The sequence below is a fragment of the Streptomyces sp. NPDC052040 genome, assembly GCF_044548405.1.
GTDB lineage: Bacteria > Actinomycetota > Actinomycetes > Streptomycetales > Streptomycetaceae > Streptomyces.
In genome coordinates this window covers 206,179-222,562 of the sequence record NZ_JBIUBV010000006.1, presented here as the reverse complement: position 1 = coordinate 222,562, position 16,384 = coordinate 206,179, and the positions used below count along the sequence as shown (strand labels likewise).

At 70.6% G+C, this 16,384-nt stretch carries 12 protein-coding genes and 1 pseudogene; 7 read left to right on the top strand and 6 right to left on the bottom strand.

The annotated features are described in order from the left end of the window. The first annotated feature begins 232 nt into the window (after positions 1 to 232). From ACIHAA_RS15420 to ACIHAA_RS15405, 4 genes are all read left to right on the top strand, one after another. A complete protein-coding gene (locus ACIHAA_RS15420) occupies positions 233 to 1,825 on the top strand; it encodes an MFS transporter (RefSeq protein WP_399817131.1) in 1,593 nt (530 codons plus the stop codon). Between the two features lie 105 nt (positions 1,826 to 1,930). Continuing rightward, a complete protein-coding gene (locus ACIHAA_RS15415) occupies positions 1,931 to 2,551 on the top strand; it encodes a TetR/AcrR family transcriptional regulator (RefSeq protein WP_399817129.1) in 621 nt (206 codons plus the stop codon). 300 nt (positions 2,552 to 2,851) lie between these two features. Continuing rightward, the gene (locus tag ACIHAA_RS15410; protein ID WP_399817127.1) at positions 2,852 to 3,811 is read left to right on the top strand and encodes an endonuclease/exonuclease/phosphatase family protein; all 960 of its coding nucleotides are present in this window, start codon (positions 2,852 to 2,854) and stop codon (positions 3,809 to 3,811) included. Positions 3,812 to 3,983: 172 nt separating this feature from the next. Then, entirely contained in the window at positions 3,984 to 5,213 is a 1,230-nt protein-coding gene (locus tag ACIHAA_RS15405; RefSeq protein WP_399817125.1) for an MFS transporter, read from the top strand. 207 nt (positions 5,214 to 5,420) lie between these two features. On the opposite strand, the gene ACIHAA_RS15400 is transcribed toward ACIHAA_RS15405, so the two are convergent. From ACIHAA_RS15400 to ACIHAA_RS15385, 4 genes are all read right to left on the bottom strand, one after another. Next, positions 5,421 to 7,175 (bottom strand): NAD+ synthase, encoded by a 1,755-nt coding sequence (locus ACIHAA_RS15400; RefSeq protein WP_399817123.1) that lies wholly within the window; start codon positions 7,173 to 7,175, stop codon positions 5,421 to 5,423. A gap of 140 nt (positions 7,176 to 7,315) precedes the next feature. Beyond that, a complete protein-coding gene (locus tag ACIHAA_RS15395; RefSeq protein ID WP_399817121.1) occupies positions 7,316 to 9,253 on the bottom strand; it encodes a protease pro-enzyme activation domain-containing protein in 1,938 nt (645 codons plus the stop codon). A gap of 442 nt (positions 9,254 to 9,695) precedes the next feature. Further along, positions 9,696 to 10,322 (bottom strand): DUF305 domain-containing protein, encoded by a 627-nt coding sequence (locus ACIHAA_RS15390; RefSeq protein WP_399817119.1) that lies wholly within the window; start codon positions 10,320 to 10,322, stop codon positions 9,696 to 9,698. After that, positions 10,319 to 11,032 (bottom strand): DUF3105 domain-containing protein, encoded by a 714-nt coding sequence (locus ACIHAA_RS15385; protein WP_399817118.1) that lies wholly within the window; start codon positions 11,030 to 11,032, stop codon positions 10,319 to 10,321. Before ACIHAA_RS15385 ends, ACIHAA_RS15390 begins: the two co-directional genes overlap by 4 nt. Before the next feature lie 185 nt (positions 11,033 to 11,217). Between ACIHAA_RS15385 and ACIHAA_RS15380 the strand changes: the two genes are divergently transcribed. Beyond that, positions 11,218 to 11,652, top strand: coding sequence for an RrF2 family transcriptional regulator (locus tag ACIHAA_RS15380; RefSeq protein ID WP_399817116.1), 435 nt, complete (start codon positions 11,218 to 11,220; stop codon positions 11,650 to 11,652). Positions 11,653 to 11,686: 34 nt separating this feature from the next. On the opposite strand, the gene ACIHAA_RS15375 is transcribed toward ACIHAA_RS15380, so the two are convergent. Beyond that, the gene (locus ACIHAA_RS15375; RefSeq protein WP_399817114.1) at positions 11,687 to 12,868 is read right to left on the bottom strand and encodes a globin domain-containing protein; all 1,182 of its coding nucleotides are present in this window, start codon (positions 12,866 to 12,868) and stop codon (positions 11,687 to 11,689) included. Between the two features lie 336 nt (positions 12,869 to 13,204). Between ACIHAA_RS15375 and glnA the strand changes: the two genes are divergently transcribed. Continuing rightward, the gene (gene glnA, locus ACIHAA_RS15370; protein ID WP_399817113.1) at positions 13,205 to 14,566 is read left to right on the top strand and encodes a type I glutamate--ammonia ligase; all 1,362 of its coding nucleotides are present in this window, start codon (positions 13,205 to 13,207) and stop codon (positions 14,564 to 14,566) included. Positions 14,567 to 14,635: 69 nt separating this feature from the next. On the opposite strand, the pseudogene ACIHAA_RS15365 reads toward glnA, so the two are convergent. Beyond that, positions 14,636 to 15,226 (bottom strand): annotated as a pseudogene (locus ACIHAA_RS15365) (transposase); the annotation flags it as partial. 160 nt (positions 15,227 to 15,386) lie between these two features. Between ACIHAA_RS15365 and ACIHAA_RS15360 the strand changes: the two are divergent. Then, positions 15,387 to 16,259 (top strand): SDR family oxidoreductase, encoded by an 873-nt coding sequence (locus ACIHAA_RS15360; protein ID WP_399817111.1) that lies wholly within the window; start codon positions 15,387 to 15,389, stop codon positions 16,257 to 16,259. Positions 16,260 to 16,384 lie beyond the last annotated feature (125 nt).

Sequence of the window (16,384 nt, the reverse complement as noted above, 5' to 3'; positions counted from 1 at the left end):
CCCTGGCACCGCGCCTCGCCGGGTTGTCGTCGGTTGCCATGGCTCCGCCATGACGCCCTCCTCCGCCTTGCGAGGCACGGCACCAGACCCCGCTCCCTGATCCGGCCCGATCCAAACGAAAGACCCTAGTAGGCCGACTCGCGCCTAAGCTTTCCGTAAAGAGTTCACAGTCTCCGTAAAGACTTTACGATACGAGACGGTTCCGTTTCCTAAGTCCCCTACGCTCATGGCCATGACTACTCCAGCTGCCTCTGTCGAACGGCGGGTGCCGGAGGCGGTGCACCGGCGCCGGTGGGCCATCCTCGGCGTTCTGATGCTCAGCCTGCTGATCGTCGTGCTCGACAACTCCATCCTGAACGTCGCCATCAAGACGATCTCCTCCCCGGCGCCGACCGGCCTCGGCGCCACCCAGAGTGAGCTGGAGTGGGCCATCAACGCCTACACCCTCGTCTTCGCCGGGCTGCTCTTCACCGCGGGCCTCCTCGGCGACCGCCTGGGCCGCAAGAAGACCCTGCTGGCCGGTCTGGTCGTGTTCGGTGCCGGTTCGGCGCTCGCGGCCGAGTCCGGCTCACCCACCCAGCTGATCGCGTTCCGCGCGGTCATGGGCCTCGGCGCGGCCTTTGTGATGCCCGCGACGCTCGCGATCCTGATGAACGTCTTCGAGCGCGACGAGCAGCCCAAGGCCATCGGCATCTGGGCCGGCGGCGTCGGCCTGGCCATCGCGATAGGCCCGATCACCGGCGGCGTGCTCCTCGCGCACTTCTGGTGGGGCTCCGTCTTCCTGATCAACGTGCCCATCGTGATCGTGGCGCTGGGCCTGATGCTCTGGCTGGTCCCCGACTCCCGCGACCCCCGCCCCGGCCGGGTCGACCCCGTGGGTGTGGTCCTGTCGGTCATCGGCCTGGTCCTGCTCGTCTACGGCATCATCAAGGGCGGCCAGCTCGCCGACTTCACCGACGCCAAGGTGCTGGCGACGATCGCCGCCGGTCTCGCCGTCCTCGCGTTCTTCGTGTTCCACGAGAAGCGCAGCGACCACCCGTCCATCGACGTCACCTACTTCAAGAACAAGGTCTTCTCCGCCGCCATCGCCGCGATCGCGCTGGTCTTCTTCGCGCTGATGGGCGTGACCTTCTTCTCGGTCTTCTACACCCAGAGCGTCCGCGGCTACTCGCCGCTCCAGACCGGCCTGCTGATGCTGCCGCTGGCCGCCGCGCAGATGATCTTCGCGCCGCGGGCCCGGCTGCTGGTGGAGCGGTTCGGCAACCGGGCCACCACCACCGCGGGCATGATCCTCATCGCCGCGATGCTCGCCGCCTTCGCCACCCTGAAGGCCGACACGCCGATCTGGATCCTGGAGGTCGTCTTCTTCCTCATGGGCACCGGCATGGCCCACATCATGACCCCGACCAGCGTGGTCATCATGCAGGCCCTGCCGCGCGAGAAGGCGGGCTCCGCGTCCGCGCTCAGCAACACCTTCCGCCAGGTCGGCGGCGCGCTGGGCATCGCCGTCCTCGGTTCGGTGCTCTCCACCTCGTACCGGAACGGCATTCAGGACAAGCTCGCCTTCCTTCCGGAGGGCGTCCGGCACACCGCGGGCGAGTCGATCGAGGCGACGCTCGGCGTGGCCGCCAAGCTCGGCCCGAATGGCAAGGCCCTGGTCACCCCCGCCAACGACGCCTTCCTGCACGCCATGCATGTGACGGCGCTGTGGGGTTCGGGCGTGGCCGTGATCGGCGTGATCGTGGTGGCGCTTTTCCTGCCCGGCAAGGCGCCCGCGGGGCAGAGTGGCAGCAAGGAGGCGGAGTTGGTGGCGGCGGACCACTGACACATGCCTGACGGCGCGTCGGGGCCGGTCACCGGGCGGGTGCCCTGTCCGGCCCCGACGCGCACGGGGGAGGATGATCCCCAGCAAGCAAGGACGGAGTTGAACGTGACCCTCGCCGAAAGCCGGTCGCACCAGGACTGCCCCGTACGGGGACGCCCCCGCAGCGAGGCCGTCGAACGGGCCATCACCGAGGGTGTGATGAAGCTCCTGGAGGAGGGCGTGCCCCTCGCGGACCTCTCCATAGAGCGCATCGCCCGCACCGCGGGCGTCGGCAAGGCGACCATCTACCGCCGCTGGAGCAGCAAGGAGGACCTCTTCGTCGACGTGCTGCGCGCCGCCGAGCCCGAGGACCCCGAACTGCCCGGCACCTCGATGCGCGAGGACCTCGTCCTGCTGCTGGAGTCGCTGCGGCAGCGCGGCCTCGCCAGCCGCTCCTCGGCGATCCTGCGCACGGTGAACGCCCAGATAAAGAGCAGCCCCAAGATCTGGGCCGCCTACCACTCCACTGTGGTCGCCCCCCGGCGCCGCCTCGGACTCGAAGTCCTGCGCCGCGGGCAGGAGAACGGCGAGCTGCGCGGTGACGTGGACATCGAGCTGATGAACGACATCCTGGTCGGCCCCCTGCTGGTGCGCTCCGTGCTGCGTCCCGGCGCCGAGCTCGAAGAAGGCCTGGCCGAGCGGGTCGTCGACACGATCCTGGAAGGGCTACGGCCCGTCAGCTCCTGAGGTCCGCCCCCAACCCCGTGGCGGGCCCACGGGTTACTCGCCCGTATGTGCGGGTTTCGTCACAGGAGACCCCTCTCGTGCCGCTCACCGGAACTCCCGGTACCGCCTTCCACGTCCTCGTCGGCGTACGGCCGTCATGGGACGGCAGGATCGGAGCCGATCATCCCCTAGGGTCATAACCCGGGGGGCGACGGTGAGCACGGCAAGGTGTGAGGGCGACGTATGGCGCAGGCGTACATGACGGAGACGGGTCCCGGAGGCACGGGACCGAACCGCCCGGGAACCCGGCTCCGGCGCCTGATGAGAACCCTGCGCCACGACCGCGGCATCTGGCGCCGCGGCATGGTGCCGGCCGCGCTGGCCGTCCTGCTCGCGCTGGTCATGCTGGTGCACGCCAGGATCCCCAATGACATCGGCAACCTCGGCAGCCTCACCGAGACGTTCCTCCCCTGGTTCGGAGTGGTGGGCGTCCCGCTGCTGCTGATCCTCGCCCTGGTGCGCAGGTCGGCCACCGCGCTGATCGCCGTGCTGCTCCCGGCGCTGGTCTGGCTGAACCTCTTCGGGGGGCTGCTCGGCGACAAGACCGGCAGCGGCGGCGATCTCACGGTCGCCACCCACAACGTCAACGCGGAGAACCCCGACCCCTCCGGCACGGCCCGCGATGTCGCCGCCTCCGGAGCGGACGTGCTGGCCCTGGAGGAGCTGAAGGCCTCCGCGGTCCCGGTCTACGAGCGGGCGCTGGCGCCGACGTACAAGTACCACTCGGTGCAGGGCACGGTCGGCCTGTGGAGCAAGTACCCGCTCACCGATGTGCGGCCCGTGGACATCAAGCTGGGCTGGACCCGCGCGATGCGGGCCACCGTCGCCGCGCCCGCCGGAGAGGTCGCCGTGTACGTCGCCCACATGCCCTCGGTGCGGGTGAAGCTGGCGGCGGGGTTCACCGCGCGGGAACGCGACACCAGCGCGGACGCGCTCGGCGAGGCCATCGCCGATGAGGGGCAGCGCCGGGTGATCCTGCTGGGCGACCTCAACGGCACCATGAACGACCGCGCCCTGAACGCCGTCACCTCGCAGCTGCGCTCCACCCAGGGCGCGGTGGGCAGCGGCTTCGGGTTCAGCTGGCCCGCGTCGTTCCCGATGGCGCGGATCGACCAGATCATGGTCCGGGGGGTGGAGCCGGTCAGCTCGTGGACCCTCCCGCGCACCGGAAGCGACCACCTCCCGATCGCGGCGAGGGTGAAAATCGGCACGGACTCCTGACCGTTCCCGGCGGCCCGGCCCGGCAACGGGTGACTGCGCCCGGCCGCGCGTGATGATCCTCCGGATCGGGCCCTGGCCCCGGGAATACTGGGCATGAGAGCCTTTGTTCCGTACAGGAACTTACGAATCGAGAACTTGACTCCTGTACGACATCCCGTTCGAAAGGTCCCTCATGCCCCTTGCCCTGCTCGCCCTCGCCGTGGGCGCCTTCGGCATCGGCACCGGTGAGTTCGTGATCATGGGCCTGCTGCCCAATGTCGCCGACGACCTGCACATATCCATCCCCACCGCCGGGCATCTGGTCTCGGCGTACGCGCTCGGTGTGGTGATCGGCGCGCCGCTGCTCGCGGCGGTCACCGCGCGGCTCGCCCGCCGTACGGTCCTCATCGGACTGATGGCCCTGTTCGTGGCGGGCAACGCGCTCTCGGCCCTGGCGCCCGGCAATGACACGCTGCTGGCCGCCCGTTTTGTGAGCGGGCTGCCGCATGGCGCCTTCTTCGGCGTCGGCGCGGTCGTCGCCACCGGGCTGGTCGCCCCCGAGCGCAAGGCCCGCTCCGTCTCGCTGATGTTCATGGGCCTCACGGTCGCGAACATCGCCGGGGTGCCGGTCGCCACCCTGGTGGGGCAGCACCTGGGATGGCGGGCCACCTTCCTCGGGGTCGGCGTGATCGGCCTGGCCGCGATCGCCTCGCTCCACTTCCTGATTCCGCACGACCACACCCACACCACGGCGGCCGGACTGCGCGGCGAACTCGCTGCCCTGCGCTCCCTGCCGGTCTGGCTGGCGCTGGGCACGACGGTGGCGGGCTTCGGCGCGCTGTTCGCCGCGTACAGCTACATCACACCGATGCTGACGGACGCGGCTGGATACGCGGACGCCAGCGTGACCCTGCTGCTGGCCCTGTTCGGTGTGGGCGCGACCATCGGCAACCTGGCGGGCGGACGGCTCGCCGACCACTCCCTGCGCGGAACCCTCTTCGGCGGCCTGGCCGCGCTGGCCGTGGTGCTCGGGTTCTTCCCGCTGCTGATGCGCGCCGAGTGGAGCGCGGCCCTCGCCGTGGTGCTGCTCGGCACGGCGGCCTTCGTCACCGGCTCCCCGCTCCAGCTGATGGTGATGGAGAAGGCGTCCGCGGCCCCCTCCCTCGCCTCCTCGGCCAACCAGGCGGCCTTCAACCTGGCCAACGCGGGCGGCGCCTGGATCGGCGGCCTCGCCCTGGCCGCGGGGTTCGGCGTCACCTCCCCGGCCCCGGCGGGCGCGGCCCTGGCAGTCCTCGGCCTCGCCGTGGCAGCCCTCGCCTACACGGTGGACCGCCGCCGCAGCACGACCGCCCCCGCCCGGGAACGCCTGATCGCCACCCACGTCCCGGACCACCCGGAACACATCGAGAACGTCCCCGGCTGAGCGCGCCCGGCTGAGCCGACCCGCACACGACCGCGCCGCGGGCCCCGGGGGGGCCCCCGGGGCGCGCCGCGGGGGGGGGGGTTCGCCCGGTCCCGCCCCCGGGTGGTGTTCGGGGGGGGGGGGGGGGGGGCGGGCGGGGCCCCCCCCCCCCCCCCCCCGCCGCGGGGGCGGGGGGGCCCCCCCCGCCCCCGCGACGCGGTGGTGGTGTTACGCCCGTTCCCGCCAGCGGTTGGTGATCGGGAGGCGGCGGTCCTTGCCGAAGCCCTTGCGGGAGATCTTGGTGCCCGGCGGGTACTGGCGGCGCTTGTACTCGGCCGTGTCGACCATGCGGAGCGTCTTCACCACCAGGTCGCGGTCGAAGCCCGCCGCCACGATGGCGTCCGCGCCCTGGTCCCGGTCCACGTACAGGTCCAGGATCGCGTCCAGGACCGGGTAGTCGGGCAGCGAGTCCGTGTCCACCTGGCCCGGGCGCAGCTCCGCGCTCGGCGGCTTGCTGATCGAGTTCTCCGGGATCGGCGGCGTCTGGCCGCGCTCCGCCGCCGCGCGGTTGCGCCACCGCGCCAGCGCGAAGACCGACGTCTTGTACACGTCCTTGATCGGGCCGTACGCGCCCACCGAGTCGCCGTACAGGGTGGAGTAGCCCACCGCCAGCTCCGACTTGTTGCCGGGCGCCAGCACGATGTGGCCCTCCTGGTTGGAGACCGCCATCAGCAGCGTGCCGCGCAGCCGGGACTGGAGGTTCTCCTCCGCAAGGCCGGTCAGCCCGAGGGAGTCCATATAGGCGGCGAACATCGGCTCGATCGGCACCGTACGGAAGTGCAGTCCGGTGCGCCGGGCCAGCTCCGCCGCGTCGTCCCGGGAGTGCCCGGAGGAGTACTTCGAGGGCATCGAGATGCCGTAGACGTTCTCGGCGCCCACCGCGTCGCAGGCGATCGCCGCGACCAGCGCCGAGTCGATACCGCCCGAGAGACCGATGAGGACGGACCGGAAGCCGTTCTTCGCCACATACGCCCGCAGGCCGGTGACCAGCGCCGAGTAGACCTCCTCGTCGTCCTCGAGGCGCTCCGCGTAGCCGCCCGTCAGTTCGGGCTCGTAGGCGGGCAGCGGCTCCTCGGACAGCACCAGGCGGTCGATGCGCAGCCCGTCGTCGACGACACCCTCCGGCGCGTCTGGGTGCGCCGCCGGCAGGTCGAGGTCCAGCACCACACAGCCCTCGGTGAACTGCGGCGCCCTGGCGATCACCTCGCCGTCGGGGCCCACGACGATCGAGTCCCCGTCGAAGACCAGCTCGTCCTGGCCGCCCATCATGGCGACATAGGCGGTGGTGCACCCGGCCTCCTGCGCGCGCTTGCGCACCAGTTCCAGCCGGGTGTCGTCCTTCTCGCGCTCGTACGGGGAGGCGTTGATCGAGAGCAGCAGACCGGCCCTCGCACTGCGCGCGGCGGGCACCCGGCCGCCGTCCTGCCAGAGGTCCTCGCAGATGGCGAGCGCGACGTCGATCCCGTGCAGTCGCACCACGGGCATGGTGTCGCCGGGCACGAAGTAGCGGAACTCGTCGAAGACGCCGTAGTTGGGGAGGTGGTGCTTGGCGAAGGCGAGGACGACCTCGCCGCGGTGCAGCACCGCGGCCGCGTCCCGGGGGGCACCGGCCGGCTGGCCGTACCGGGGCTGGGCGCTCTCGGACCGGTCCAGATAGCCGACGACCACCGGCAGCTCCCCGAGGCCCTCGGCGGCCAGGCGCCCGGCGAGATCCGTGAGGGCGGCGCGTGAGGCCTCGACGAACGACGACCGCAGGGCCAGGTCCTCCACGGGATATCCGGTGAGCGCCATCTCCGGGAACGCCACCAGGTGCGCTCCCTGGTCGGCGGAGTGCCGGGTCCAGCGGACGATCGCCTCGGTGTTGGCGGCGATGTCTCCGACGGTCGAGTCGATCTGATTCAGGGCGAGGCGAAGTTGAGGCACCCGCCCAGTGTAATCGTCAGAGCGACGCAATGGGGTGTGGCCCATCCCACGCGCGGTACGGGGGCCGCAGGGCCCGCACACACGTGCGCCCGCCCCCCGAAGGGGACGGGCGCGACGCGGTTACCGCGACGAGCCGCCGGTCAGTGGTGCCAGGAGTCGACGTAGCCCGGGGCGGGCGTGCCCACGCCGGTCACGTCGTCGTAGCCCTTGACGGCCTGGAGCGAGCTGTCCTTGCCGAGGCTGCGCACGGAGACGCTCAGACCACCGGTCGCGTCGAGGCCGTTCACGTAGTCCACGCGCACCACGCCGAGGCCGGAGCCCGTCGGGTTGTCCGTGACGTCGTGGAACGACTTCGAGCCGAACTTGGCGTAGATCGCCGGGTTGGCGAAACCGATCGCCTTACCGCCGTTGGCCTCCTGCGCCAGGGCCTGGACGGCCGCGATCACCGGGGCGGCCAGCGAGGTGCCGCCGATGCGGTACTCGCTGTACTGCTGCGACCCGTCCGGGAAGGTCTGGGTCTGGCCGACCTTGAAACCGGTGTTCGGGTCGGCGATCGCCGAGATGTCCGGGACGACGCGGTTGCCGGCGGCGCTGTTCGCCGTGGCCAGCGCCTTCGGGACGACGTTCTTCTGGTAGAAGGGCTGCGGCACGTTCTTGCTGGTGCCACCGCCCGCGCCCGAGGTGAAGGCGCCCGGGAAGCCCGTCCAGCTCTTGCCGTCCGCGGACAGCGTGGCCTTCTCGGTGCCCCAGCCGGTCTCCCACAGGTACTTGTCGCCCTTGCCGACGGCCAGCGAGGTGCCGCCGACCGCGGTCACCCAGGCCGAGTTGGCGGGGGTGTCGACCTGCTTCGTCCCGGTGTGGGCGACCTCGTCGCCGTTGTCACCGGAGGAGAAGTAGAAGCCGATGCCCTCGACCGCGCCGAACTGGAAGACCTGGTCGTAGGCCGCGGCCAGGTCCGGCGTCTGGTTGGCCTCGACGTCGCCCCAGGAGTTGGAGACGATGTCGGCCAGGTGGTTGTCGACGACCTTGCTGAGCGAGTCGAGCAGATCGTCGTCGTAGCAGGACGCGGCGCCGACGTAGGTGATGTTCGCGGCGGGGGCGACCGCGTGCGCGGCCTCGACGTCGAGGGTCTCCTCGCCGTACCAGCCGGAGGCCTTGCACTCGTCGATCCGGGTGTACGCGTCCGGCAGCGACTGGTGCAGCTGGCTGGTGGTGAACGCGGCGTCGCCGTTGTTCTTCGCGTACGTGGCCGCGTCGAAGGCGATGGTCGGCGAGGCGTAGGCGTCGGTGATGGCGATCCGGACGCCCTTGCCCGTGTACTTCCCGGCGCCGTAGGCGGCACGCAGCTGCTTGCCGGTGTAGCCCTGGACGGCGTACGGGATCTTGGTGCCGTACGCGTCCGGCAGCGTCTTCGCGATCTTCGAGCCGTAGTACGAGGAGAACGGCCCGGCGTTCTTGAACACGGCGTCCGGCGGCGGCAGCTGGTCGCTGTGGTCCGCCTTGTGCGGGGCGTTGTCCAGGCCGGTGACGGTCAGGACGGCACCCTTGAGGGCCGCGGGCGCGGAGGCCGCCTTCGAGGGCGCGTGGTAGGTCTTCGAGCCCTTGGTGTAGTTGTGCAGCTTCGTGCCGAACGCCTTCTCGGCGGCGGACGCGTCGCCCGTGACGGCGACGTAGTGCTGCGTGACGGCGGTGACCTTCAGGCCCGAGGACTTCAGCCAGGACTTGACCGCGGCCACCTGGGCCTTGGTCGCGCCGTAGCGTGCCTGCGTCTGCTGGGTGCTCAGGTACTTGCCGAAGAGCGGCGAGTGCGGGTCGGAGACGGCCTTCGCGTAGGCGGCGAGGCCGGCGGCGTCGCGACCGGCGAAATAGACACGGGCCGAGACCTGGGCACTGCCCGCGGTCGCGCCCTTGTCCGCCTTGGCCGTGGCCCACGCGGGCTGGGTGCCCGCGATCATGGCCCGGCCGGGGTTGTCCGCGGCGTGAGCCGCGGGTATGCCCAGCGCCAGTGCGCCGGTGAGCAGCGGCAGCGTCGCTGCCAGGCTCACCCCGGCGCGCGCCTTGGCGCGATTGGATCTCATAGAACCCCCTGCGATGCGGTTCGTCGCATGTGTGGTCGGTCGGTGATCCGCGGAGACAACCGCGCGGTGACGGTGCGGTGAATGGATCACGCGTGGGGGCAACTCTGTCGATGAACTGTTCATGCCAGGGGAATGAAAAAGCCAAGAGAAGACCAAGCGGCCACGGATAGGGGGCATTTGCCCGGGTTTGGCAGAACCCCCTTGTGTTACGGCCGGATTGCAATCCGAGAGCGGTCCTTGCGGCGGCTCCCGGAGCCCTCTGCCGCCGCCGCGCGCCGTTCAACTACGTTGCCCCGCGCCCCCGTTCCCCGAACCTCGTGCCGATCGGTCGCGTGGCTGTGCGCCCTGCGCCGATCGCTCGCGCGACTGTGTTCCCTGCGCCGATCGGTCGCGGGGCTGTGTGCGTTGCGCCGATCGGTCGTGCGGCTGCGCCCCGCGCCGGTCAGTCGCGCGGCTTCGCGCCCCGCTCCCCGAGCATCGTCGCCATCAGCTGGATCTCCGACTGCTGGGATTCCACCATGCCCTGGGCGAGCCGCTTCTCCGCGCCCACGGTGCACCGGGCGACACAGCCCTCGGCCATGTGCACACCGCCCTTGTGATGGTCCGTCATCAGCTGGAGGTAGAGGATCTCGGCCTGCTTGCCCCGCAGGGTGTTCAGCTTCTTCAGCTCGGTGTTGGTGGCCATGCCCGGCATCAGCGCGCCGTCCTTGCCGGAGGCCATGCCGCCCATGCCCATCCAGGTCATCGGCGGCTCGGCGGACACCTTGGGCAGCCCCCACAGATCGAGCCAGCCCAGCAGCATCCCGCGCTGGTTGGCCTGCGTCTGCGCGATGTCGTAGGCGAGCCGCCGCACCTCCTCGTTCCCGGTGCGGTCGCGCACGACGAACGACATCTCCACGGCCTGCTGGTGATGGACCGCCATGTCCCGGGCGAAGCCCGCGTCCGCGGAGTCCGCGGCGGGCACCTCGCTCCGGGCGGGCGTGGTGTCCTCGGCGGCGGCGTAGGTGATCGCCCCGGCCGCCACGAGCGCCGCCGCCGCGGCCCCGGTGATCCAGCCGACGTGCCTCATCCGCCCAGCCCGCCCGTGCAGGGGGCACCCGGCTCGGGCGTCTGGTCGCCCTGCACATAGGCGGCGAGGAACCGGTCCACCGCCGGGTCGTCGGCGCCCTTCACCGTGCGCTGGTGGGCCCAGGCGGTGAGCATGACCGGATCCTTCTGGTCCGCGACGGGACTCATCAGCGTGTACGGCGTCCTGCGCACCTTGGCGGCGAGCGCGTCGACATCCTTCTTCGCCGCCCTGCCGTTGTACGTCACCCAGACCGCCCCATGCTCCAGGGAGTGCACGGCGTTCATGTTGTTGACGGGCTGGGTGTAGACGTTGCCGTTGCAGTTCTGCCACACCGGGTTGTGGTCGCCGCCGACCGGCGGCTCCATGGGATAGGTCACGGGCCGGGTGGTGTGGGTGCGGCTCAGCGTGCCCGTCCAGGTCCGGACGCCGTCCGCGCCGGTGACGAAGTGGCCCGGGGTGGTCTTCGCGGCCCCGGTCGCATCGCCCTTGGCCCCGGCCGTGCCGCCCTTGGCGTCGGTCGCCGCGGCGGCCCGGTCGCCGTTCTGCGACTGGAGCAGGACGACCCCGCCGACGACGAGACCGCCGACGGCCAGCGCGGCGGCCGTCATCGTGAGGATCCGGTTGCGCCGCTGCCGGGCGCTCTCTGTACGACGCATTTCCTCTATCCGGGCCTTGCGCTCGGCGGAGCCGCTCTGACTGGCGGAACCCATGGTCGGTCCTTAGCGGGAAGGGAGGTTCGGGACCGCCGATGCTAGTGGGGCCGGAAGGCCGGGACACCGAACGGACACGCCCATGATCCGAGCGGGACCTTCACCCATGATCCGAGCGGGGCCTGCGCGCCGATAATGTGAACACGAGATGCGCATTATTTGCCCCGGCGATTTACGCTGGCGGCATGCGACTGCTGCGTTCCACCGATCTCGCACTGCGCGTCCTGATGCGGCTCGCCGTCGCGGACGGGTCCAGCCCCACGACCCGTGCAGTGGCCGAGAGCATGGACGTGCCCTACACGCACGCCGCCAAGGTCGTCGCCGAACTCCAGCACATGGGCCTGCTGGTGGCGCGCCGCGGCCGGGGCGGCGGCCTCGCGCTCAGCGAGGAGGGGCGTACGGCGTCGGTCGGCGCGGTGGTCCGCGCCTTCGAGGGGGACGGCGACGTCGTCGACTGCGAGGGCGCCACGCCCTGCCCCCTGCACACCGGTTGCCGACTGCGGGGGGCGCTGCGCCGGGCCCAGGAGGCGTTCTTCGCGACGTTGGACCCGGTGACGGTCCAGGACATGGTGGCCGCGCCGACGGGACCGCTGCTGCTGGAGATCTCCCGGGCGCCCTGAGGCCGTTCCGGCATCCGGACGGTTACCCGGTCGCTCAGTCCCGGGCCAGCCAGAGGTCCGGCCCGAACACCTCGTAGTGGATGTCGGCGGGTGCCACGCCCCGGTCGAGGAGCTGGGTGCGCACGGCCCGCAGGAAGGGCAGCGGACCGCACAGATAGGCGCGGGTGCCGGGGGCGACCGCCACCGCGGAGAGGTCGATCCGGCCGGTGTGCGCGGCGGCGGGGGCGTCCTGCTCGTACCAGAAGTGCACGGCGCACTCCGGCAGCTTCCCCGCGAAGCCCTCGTGCTCGGCGCGCAGGGCGTGGGCCGCGGGGGAGCGGTCCGCGTGCACCACCGTGACCGGGGCGGTGTGGCCGGTACGGGCGAGCTGCTCCAGCATGGCGACCATGGGTGTCACGCCGATCCCGGCCGAGGCGAGCACCAGCGGGGCGTCCGTGGCCTCCAGGACGAGATCGCCGTACGGCGCGGACAGCTCCACGGTGTCGCCCTCGCGCACCCGTGCGTGGAGGTGCCCGGAGACCTCGCCGTCGGGGCCGCTGCGGCCCTGCACCCGCTTCACACTGATCTGCCGCAGCGGCGATCCGGGGGCCGCGGAGAGGCTGTACTGGCGTATCTGCCGGGCCCCGTCGGGCAGCGCGACCCGGACGGAGACGTACTGCCCGGCGCGGAACTCGGGGACGGGTCCGCCGTCGGCCGGGCGGAGCTGGAAGGTGGCGACGTCCGCGGTCTCCTCGACACGCCCGGCGACCCGCCAGGTCCGCCAGCCTCTCTGCCCGCTCGCCGCGTACAGCCGTTTCTCGATCGCGGTCAGCGCGTTCGCCATCAGCCAGTAGACCTCGTTCCAGGCCGCCACCACCTCGGGGGTGGCCGCGTCGCCGAGCACCTCCGCGATGGCCGCGAAGAGGTGCCGGTGGACGACCTCGTACTGCTCGGGTGCGATGCCCAGGGAGGCGTGCTTGTGGGCGATGCGGTCCAGCATCGCGTCGGGGCGCCGGTCCGGGTGGGCCACCAGGGCCGAGGCGAAGGCGGCGATCGAGCCCGCCAGCGCCTGGCGCTGGGTGCCGGCCGCCTGGTTGCCCCGGTTGAAGAGGTCCCGCAGCAGCCCGGGGTGGGCGGCGAACAGCCCGTCGTAGAAACGCTCCGTGATCTCTCCGAGGGAGGCGCCGACTGCGGGAAGGGTGGCGCGCACGGTGGCTGCGGACTGCTCGGACAGCATCGGAACTCCTTTGCACAGGGGCGGGGCCGCCTGTTCGGCTGCCGCCACGCTACTAAAACTTGCATCTCAGATTCAAGTTTAAGAGAAGGCTGTGAACGGGGCCGGAACCCGACGGGAGTGGCCCGTCCACGCGGCCGGCCGTTACGTACGGGCGCTCGAACAGGCAAGATGGGCGGCAGAGCGGAACACCTGCCGCACGGACCCCTCGCCGGGCCGGCGATCAAGGTCCGCAACGCGGACGAAACGGTTGTGTGGTGGGATGCTCAGGTGCCCGACCGTCTCTCCCGTGGGTATCGGCGACAGGCGGCCTGACCAGCAAGGATGGGGAAGCGGAAGATGGACAAGCAGCAGGAGTTCGTGCTCCGGACACTGGAGGAGCGCGACATCCGTTTCGTACGCCTGTGGTTCACGGACGTGCTGGGCTTCCTGAAGTCCGTCGCCGTGGCCCCCGCCGAACTGGAGCAGGCCTTCGACGAGGGCATCGGCTTCGACGGCTCCGCCATCGAGGGCTTCGCACGGGTCTACGAGTCCGACATGATCGCCAAGCCGGACCCGGGGACCTTCCAGGTGCTGCCCTGGCGCGCCGAGGCGCCCGGCACGGCCCGCATGTTCTGCGACATCCTCATGCCGGACGGCTCCCCCTCCTTCGCGGACCCGCGCTATGTCCTCAAGCGCGCCCTGGCCCGCGCCTCCGACCTGGGCTTCACCTTCTACACCCACCCGGAGATCGAGTTCTTCCTGCTGAAGGACCGGCCCCTGGACGGCAGCCGCCCCACCCCGGCCGACAACTCCGGCTACTTCGACCACACCCCGCAGAACGTCGGTATGGACTTCCGCCGCCAGGCGATCACCATGCTGGAGTCCATGGGCATCTCGGTCGAGTTCTCCCACCACGAGGGTGCGCCGGGCCAGCAGGAGATCGACCTGCGCTACGCCGACGCGCTCTCCACCGCCGACAACATCATGACGTTCCGCCTGGTCATGAAGCAGGTGGCGCTGGAGCAGGGCGTGCACGCGACCTTCATGCCGAAGCCCTTCTCCGAGCACCCGGGCTCCGGCATGCACACCCACCTCTCCCTCTTCGAGGGCGACCGCAACGCCTTCTACGAGTCGGGCGCGGAGTACCAGCTCTCCAAGGTCGGCCGCTCCTTCATCGCCGGACTGCTCAGGCACGCGGCGGAGATCTCCGCGGTCACCAACCAGTGGGTGAACTCCTACAAGCGCATCTGGGGCGGCTCCGAACGCACCGCGGGCGCGGGCGGCGAGGCCCCGTCCTACATCTGCTGGGGCCACAACAACCGCTCGGCCCTGGTCCGCGTCCCGATGTACAAGCCCGGCAAGACCGGCTCGGCCCGGGTGGAGGTCCGCTCGATCGACACGGGCACCAACCCCTATCTGGCCTACGCGGTCCTGCTCGCTGCCGGTCTGAAGGGCATCGAGGAGGGCTACGAGCTGCCGCCGGGCGCCGAGGACGACGTCTGGGCCCTCACGGACGCCGAGCGCCGCGCGATGGGCATCGAGCCCCTCCCGCAGAACCTCGGCGAGGCACTCGCCCTGATGCAGCGCAGCGACCTCGTCGCCGAAACCCTCGGCGAACACGTCTTCGACTTCTTCCTGCGCAACAAGAAGTCGGAGTGGGAGGAGTACCGCTCCGAGGTCACGGCGTTCGAACTGCGGAAGAACCTGCCCGTGCTGTAGGAGCAGGTCGAAGCGGGTTGCCCGTTGCGGAACGGGTTTCCTGTACGACGTGGTGGGCGGGGCCGGCGGTCATGGACTGCCGGCCCCGGCCTGTGTGGTGCGCCGTGGTGCTCTTGGGGCCTGTCTCTTTGGCCGGCGCCGTGTCCGGATGAGGATGGCGGCGAGGTGGAGTGCGGCCTGGTAGGCGATCGCGGGTTTGTCGGTTCGGGTGGCCAGGCCGCGCCACTGTTTGAGGCGGTTGATGCCTGGCCTGCGGTGACGGCCGGAGCCAGGGTCGTGCAGGGCCGTCTGTAGCCAGGTGGATCTTGGTGCTCGGCCCGCCACGGGAGCGCCCGAGTGCGTGGTCGGCCGGCTCGTTGCGGTCGTCGGCCCCCTTTTGAGTGCTCCGGCGGCGTGCTGGTGGACCCGGACGACGGTTGAGCCGACCGAGACGGTCCAGCCGATGCCGTCGGCGGCATCCGCTGCCGCGAGGACGGAGGCGAGGATCTTCTCCCATGGGCCGTCGACGGCCCACCTGAACAGCCGCTTGTGAGCGGTCCGGAACGAGCCGATTTCCTCGGGCAGGTCCCGCCAGGGCGAGTTGGTGCGGTACTTCCAAGCGGAGGAGTGGACGCGCGTCCTGAGCGGCCAGGTACTGGCGGGAATGACTTTCTGCGGGGTGGGGACCCGGCTGTGACACGACCAGCGAGACGCGGATGCCGGTGGGAGATCGAGACGCTTGAGGAGTTGATGGCCGACCACCTGGAAGTCGAGGAGAGCAGGCCCTGGTGCTCCTCGTACTTGAATCCGCCCGTCTGAAAGGGAACGAGGTACTTAATTCATGAACGAGCCCCCCACCCACAAGCACCCCCGCCCGGACTTGCCCGCCCAGAGCCAGGAGCACCCGGGCTGGACCGGCCCCATGGACCCGCCGCCCGACCACGGCGAGGCCAGCTATGAGGGGAGCGGCCTCCTCGACAACCGAAAGGCCGTGGTGACCGGAGGCGACTCGGGTATCGGCCGCGCCGTCTGTCTTGCGTACGCCAGGGAAGGCGCCGACGTCCTCTTCACCTACCTCCCGGAGGAGGGGAACGACGCCCGCGAGACCGCCCGGCTCGTCGAGGGAGCGGGCCGTAAAGCAGTAGCTGTTCCCTGCGACATTCGCGACGAAGAGCAATGTCGACGGCTGGTCGATCGCGCTGTCGCTGAATTCGGACGCATCGACATTCTCGTCAACAATGCCGCCTACCAAATGTCTCAGCCAGACGGAATCCAGGCGATTTCCACGCAGCAGTTCGACCGCGTTGTCCGTACCAACCTCTACGGCATGTTCTGGCTGTGCAGGATGTCCCTGCCTCATATCCCCTCGGGGGGATCGATCATCAACACCACCTCTGTGCAGGCGTACAAGCCCAGCCCGCACCTCTTGGACTACGCCATGACCAAGGGCGCGATCGTCACCTTCACCCAGGGCCTGGCGCAGATGCTCGCCTCCGACGGCATCCGGGTCAACGCCGTTGCCCCGGGCCCGGTGTGGACTCCGCTGATCCCGGCCACCATGCCCGACACCAAGGAATTCGGGAAGCAAGCCCCCTTGGGGCGACCTGCCCAACCCGCAGAAATGGCGCCCGCCTACGTCTTCCTCGCATCCGAACGGGCGAGCTTCATCACGGCGGAAATCCTGAACGCCACCGGCGGAACCCCCCTGCCATGACAGACAGCCGCTCCTGCTGTCCGCTCCGCTGCAACCAAAGATGTCAGCAGGCGCGCCTTCTGCGTGATATTCCACGCTTATGGGAGGTTCGCCAGTGCTGGTGCGGTGGCTGCGCGTCGGCCGGC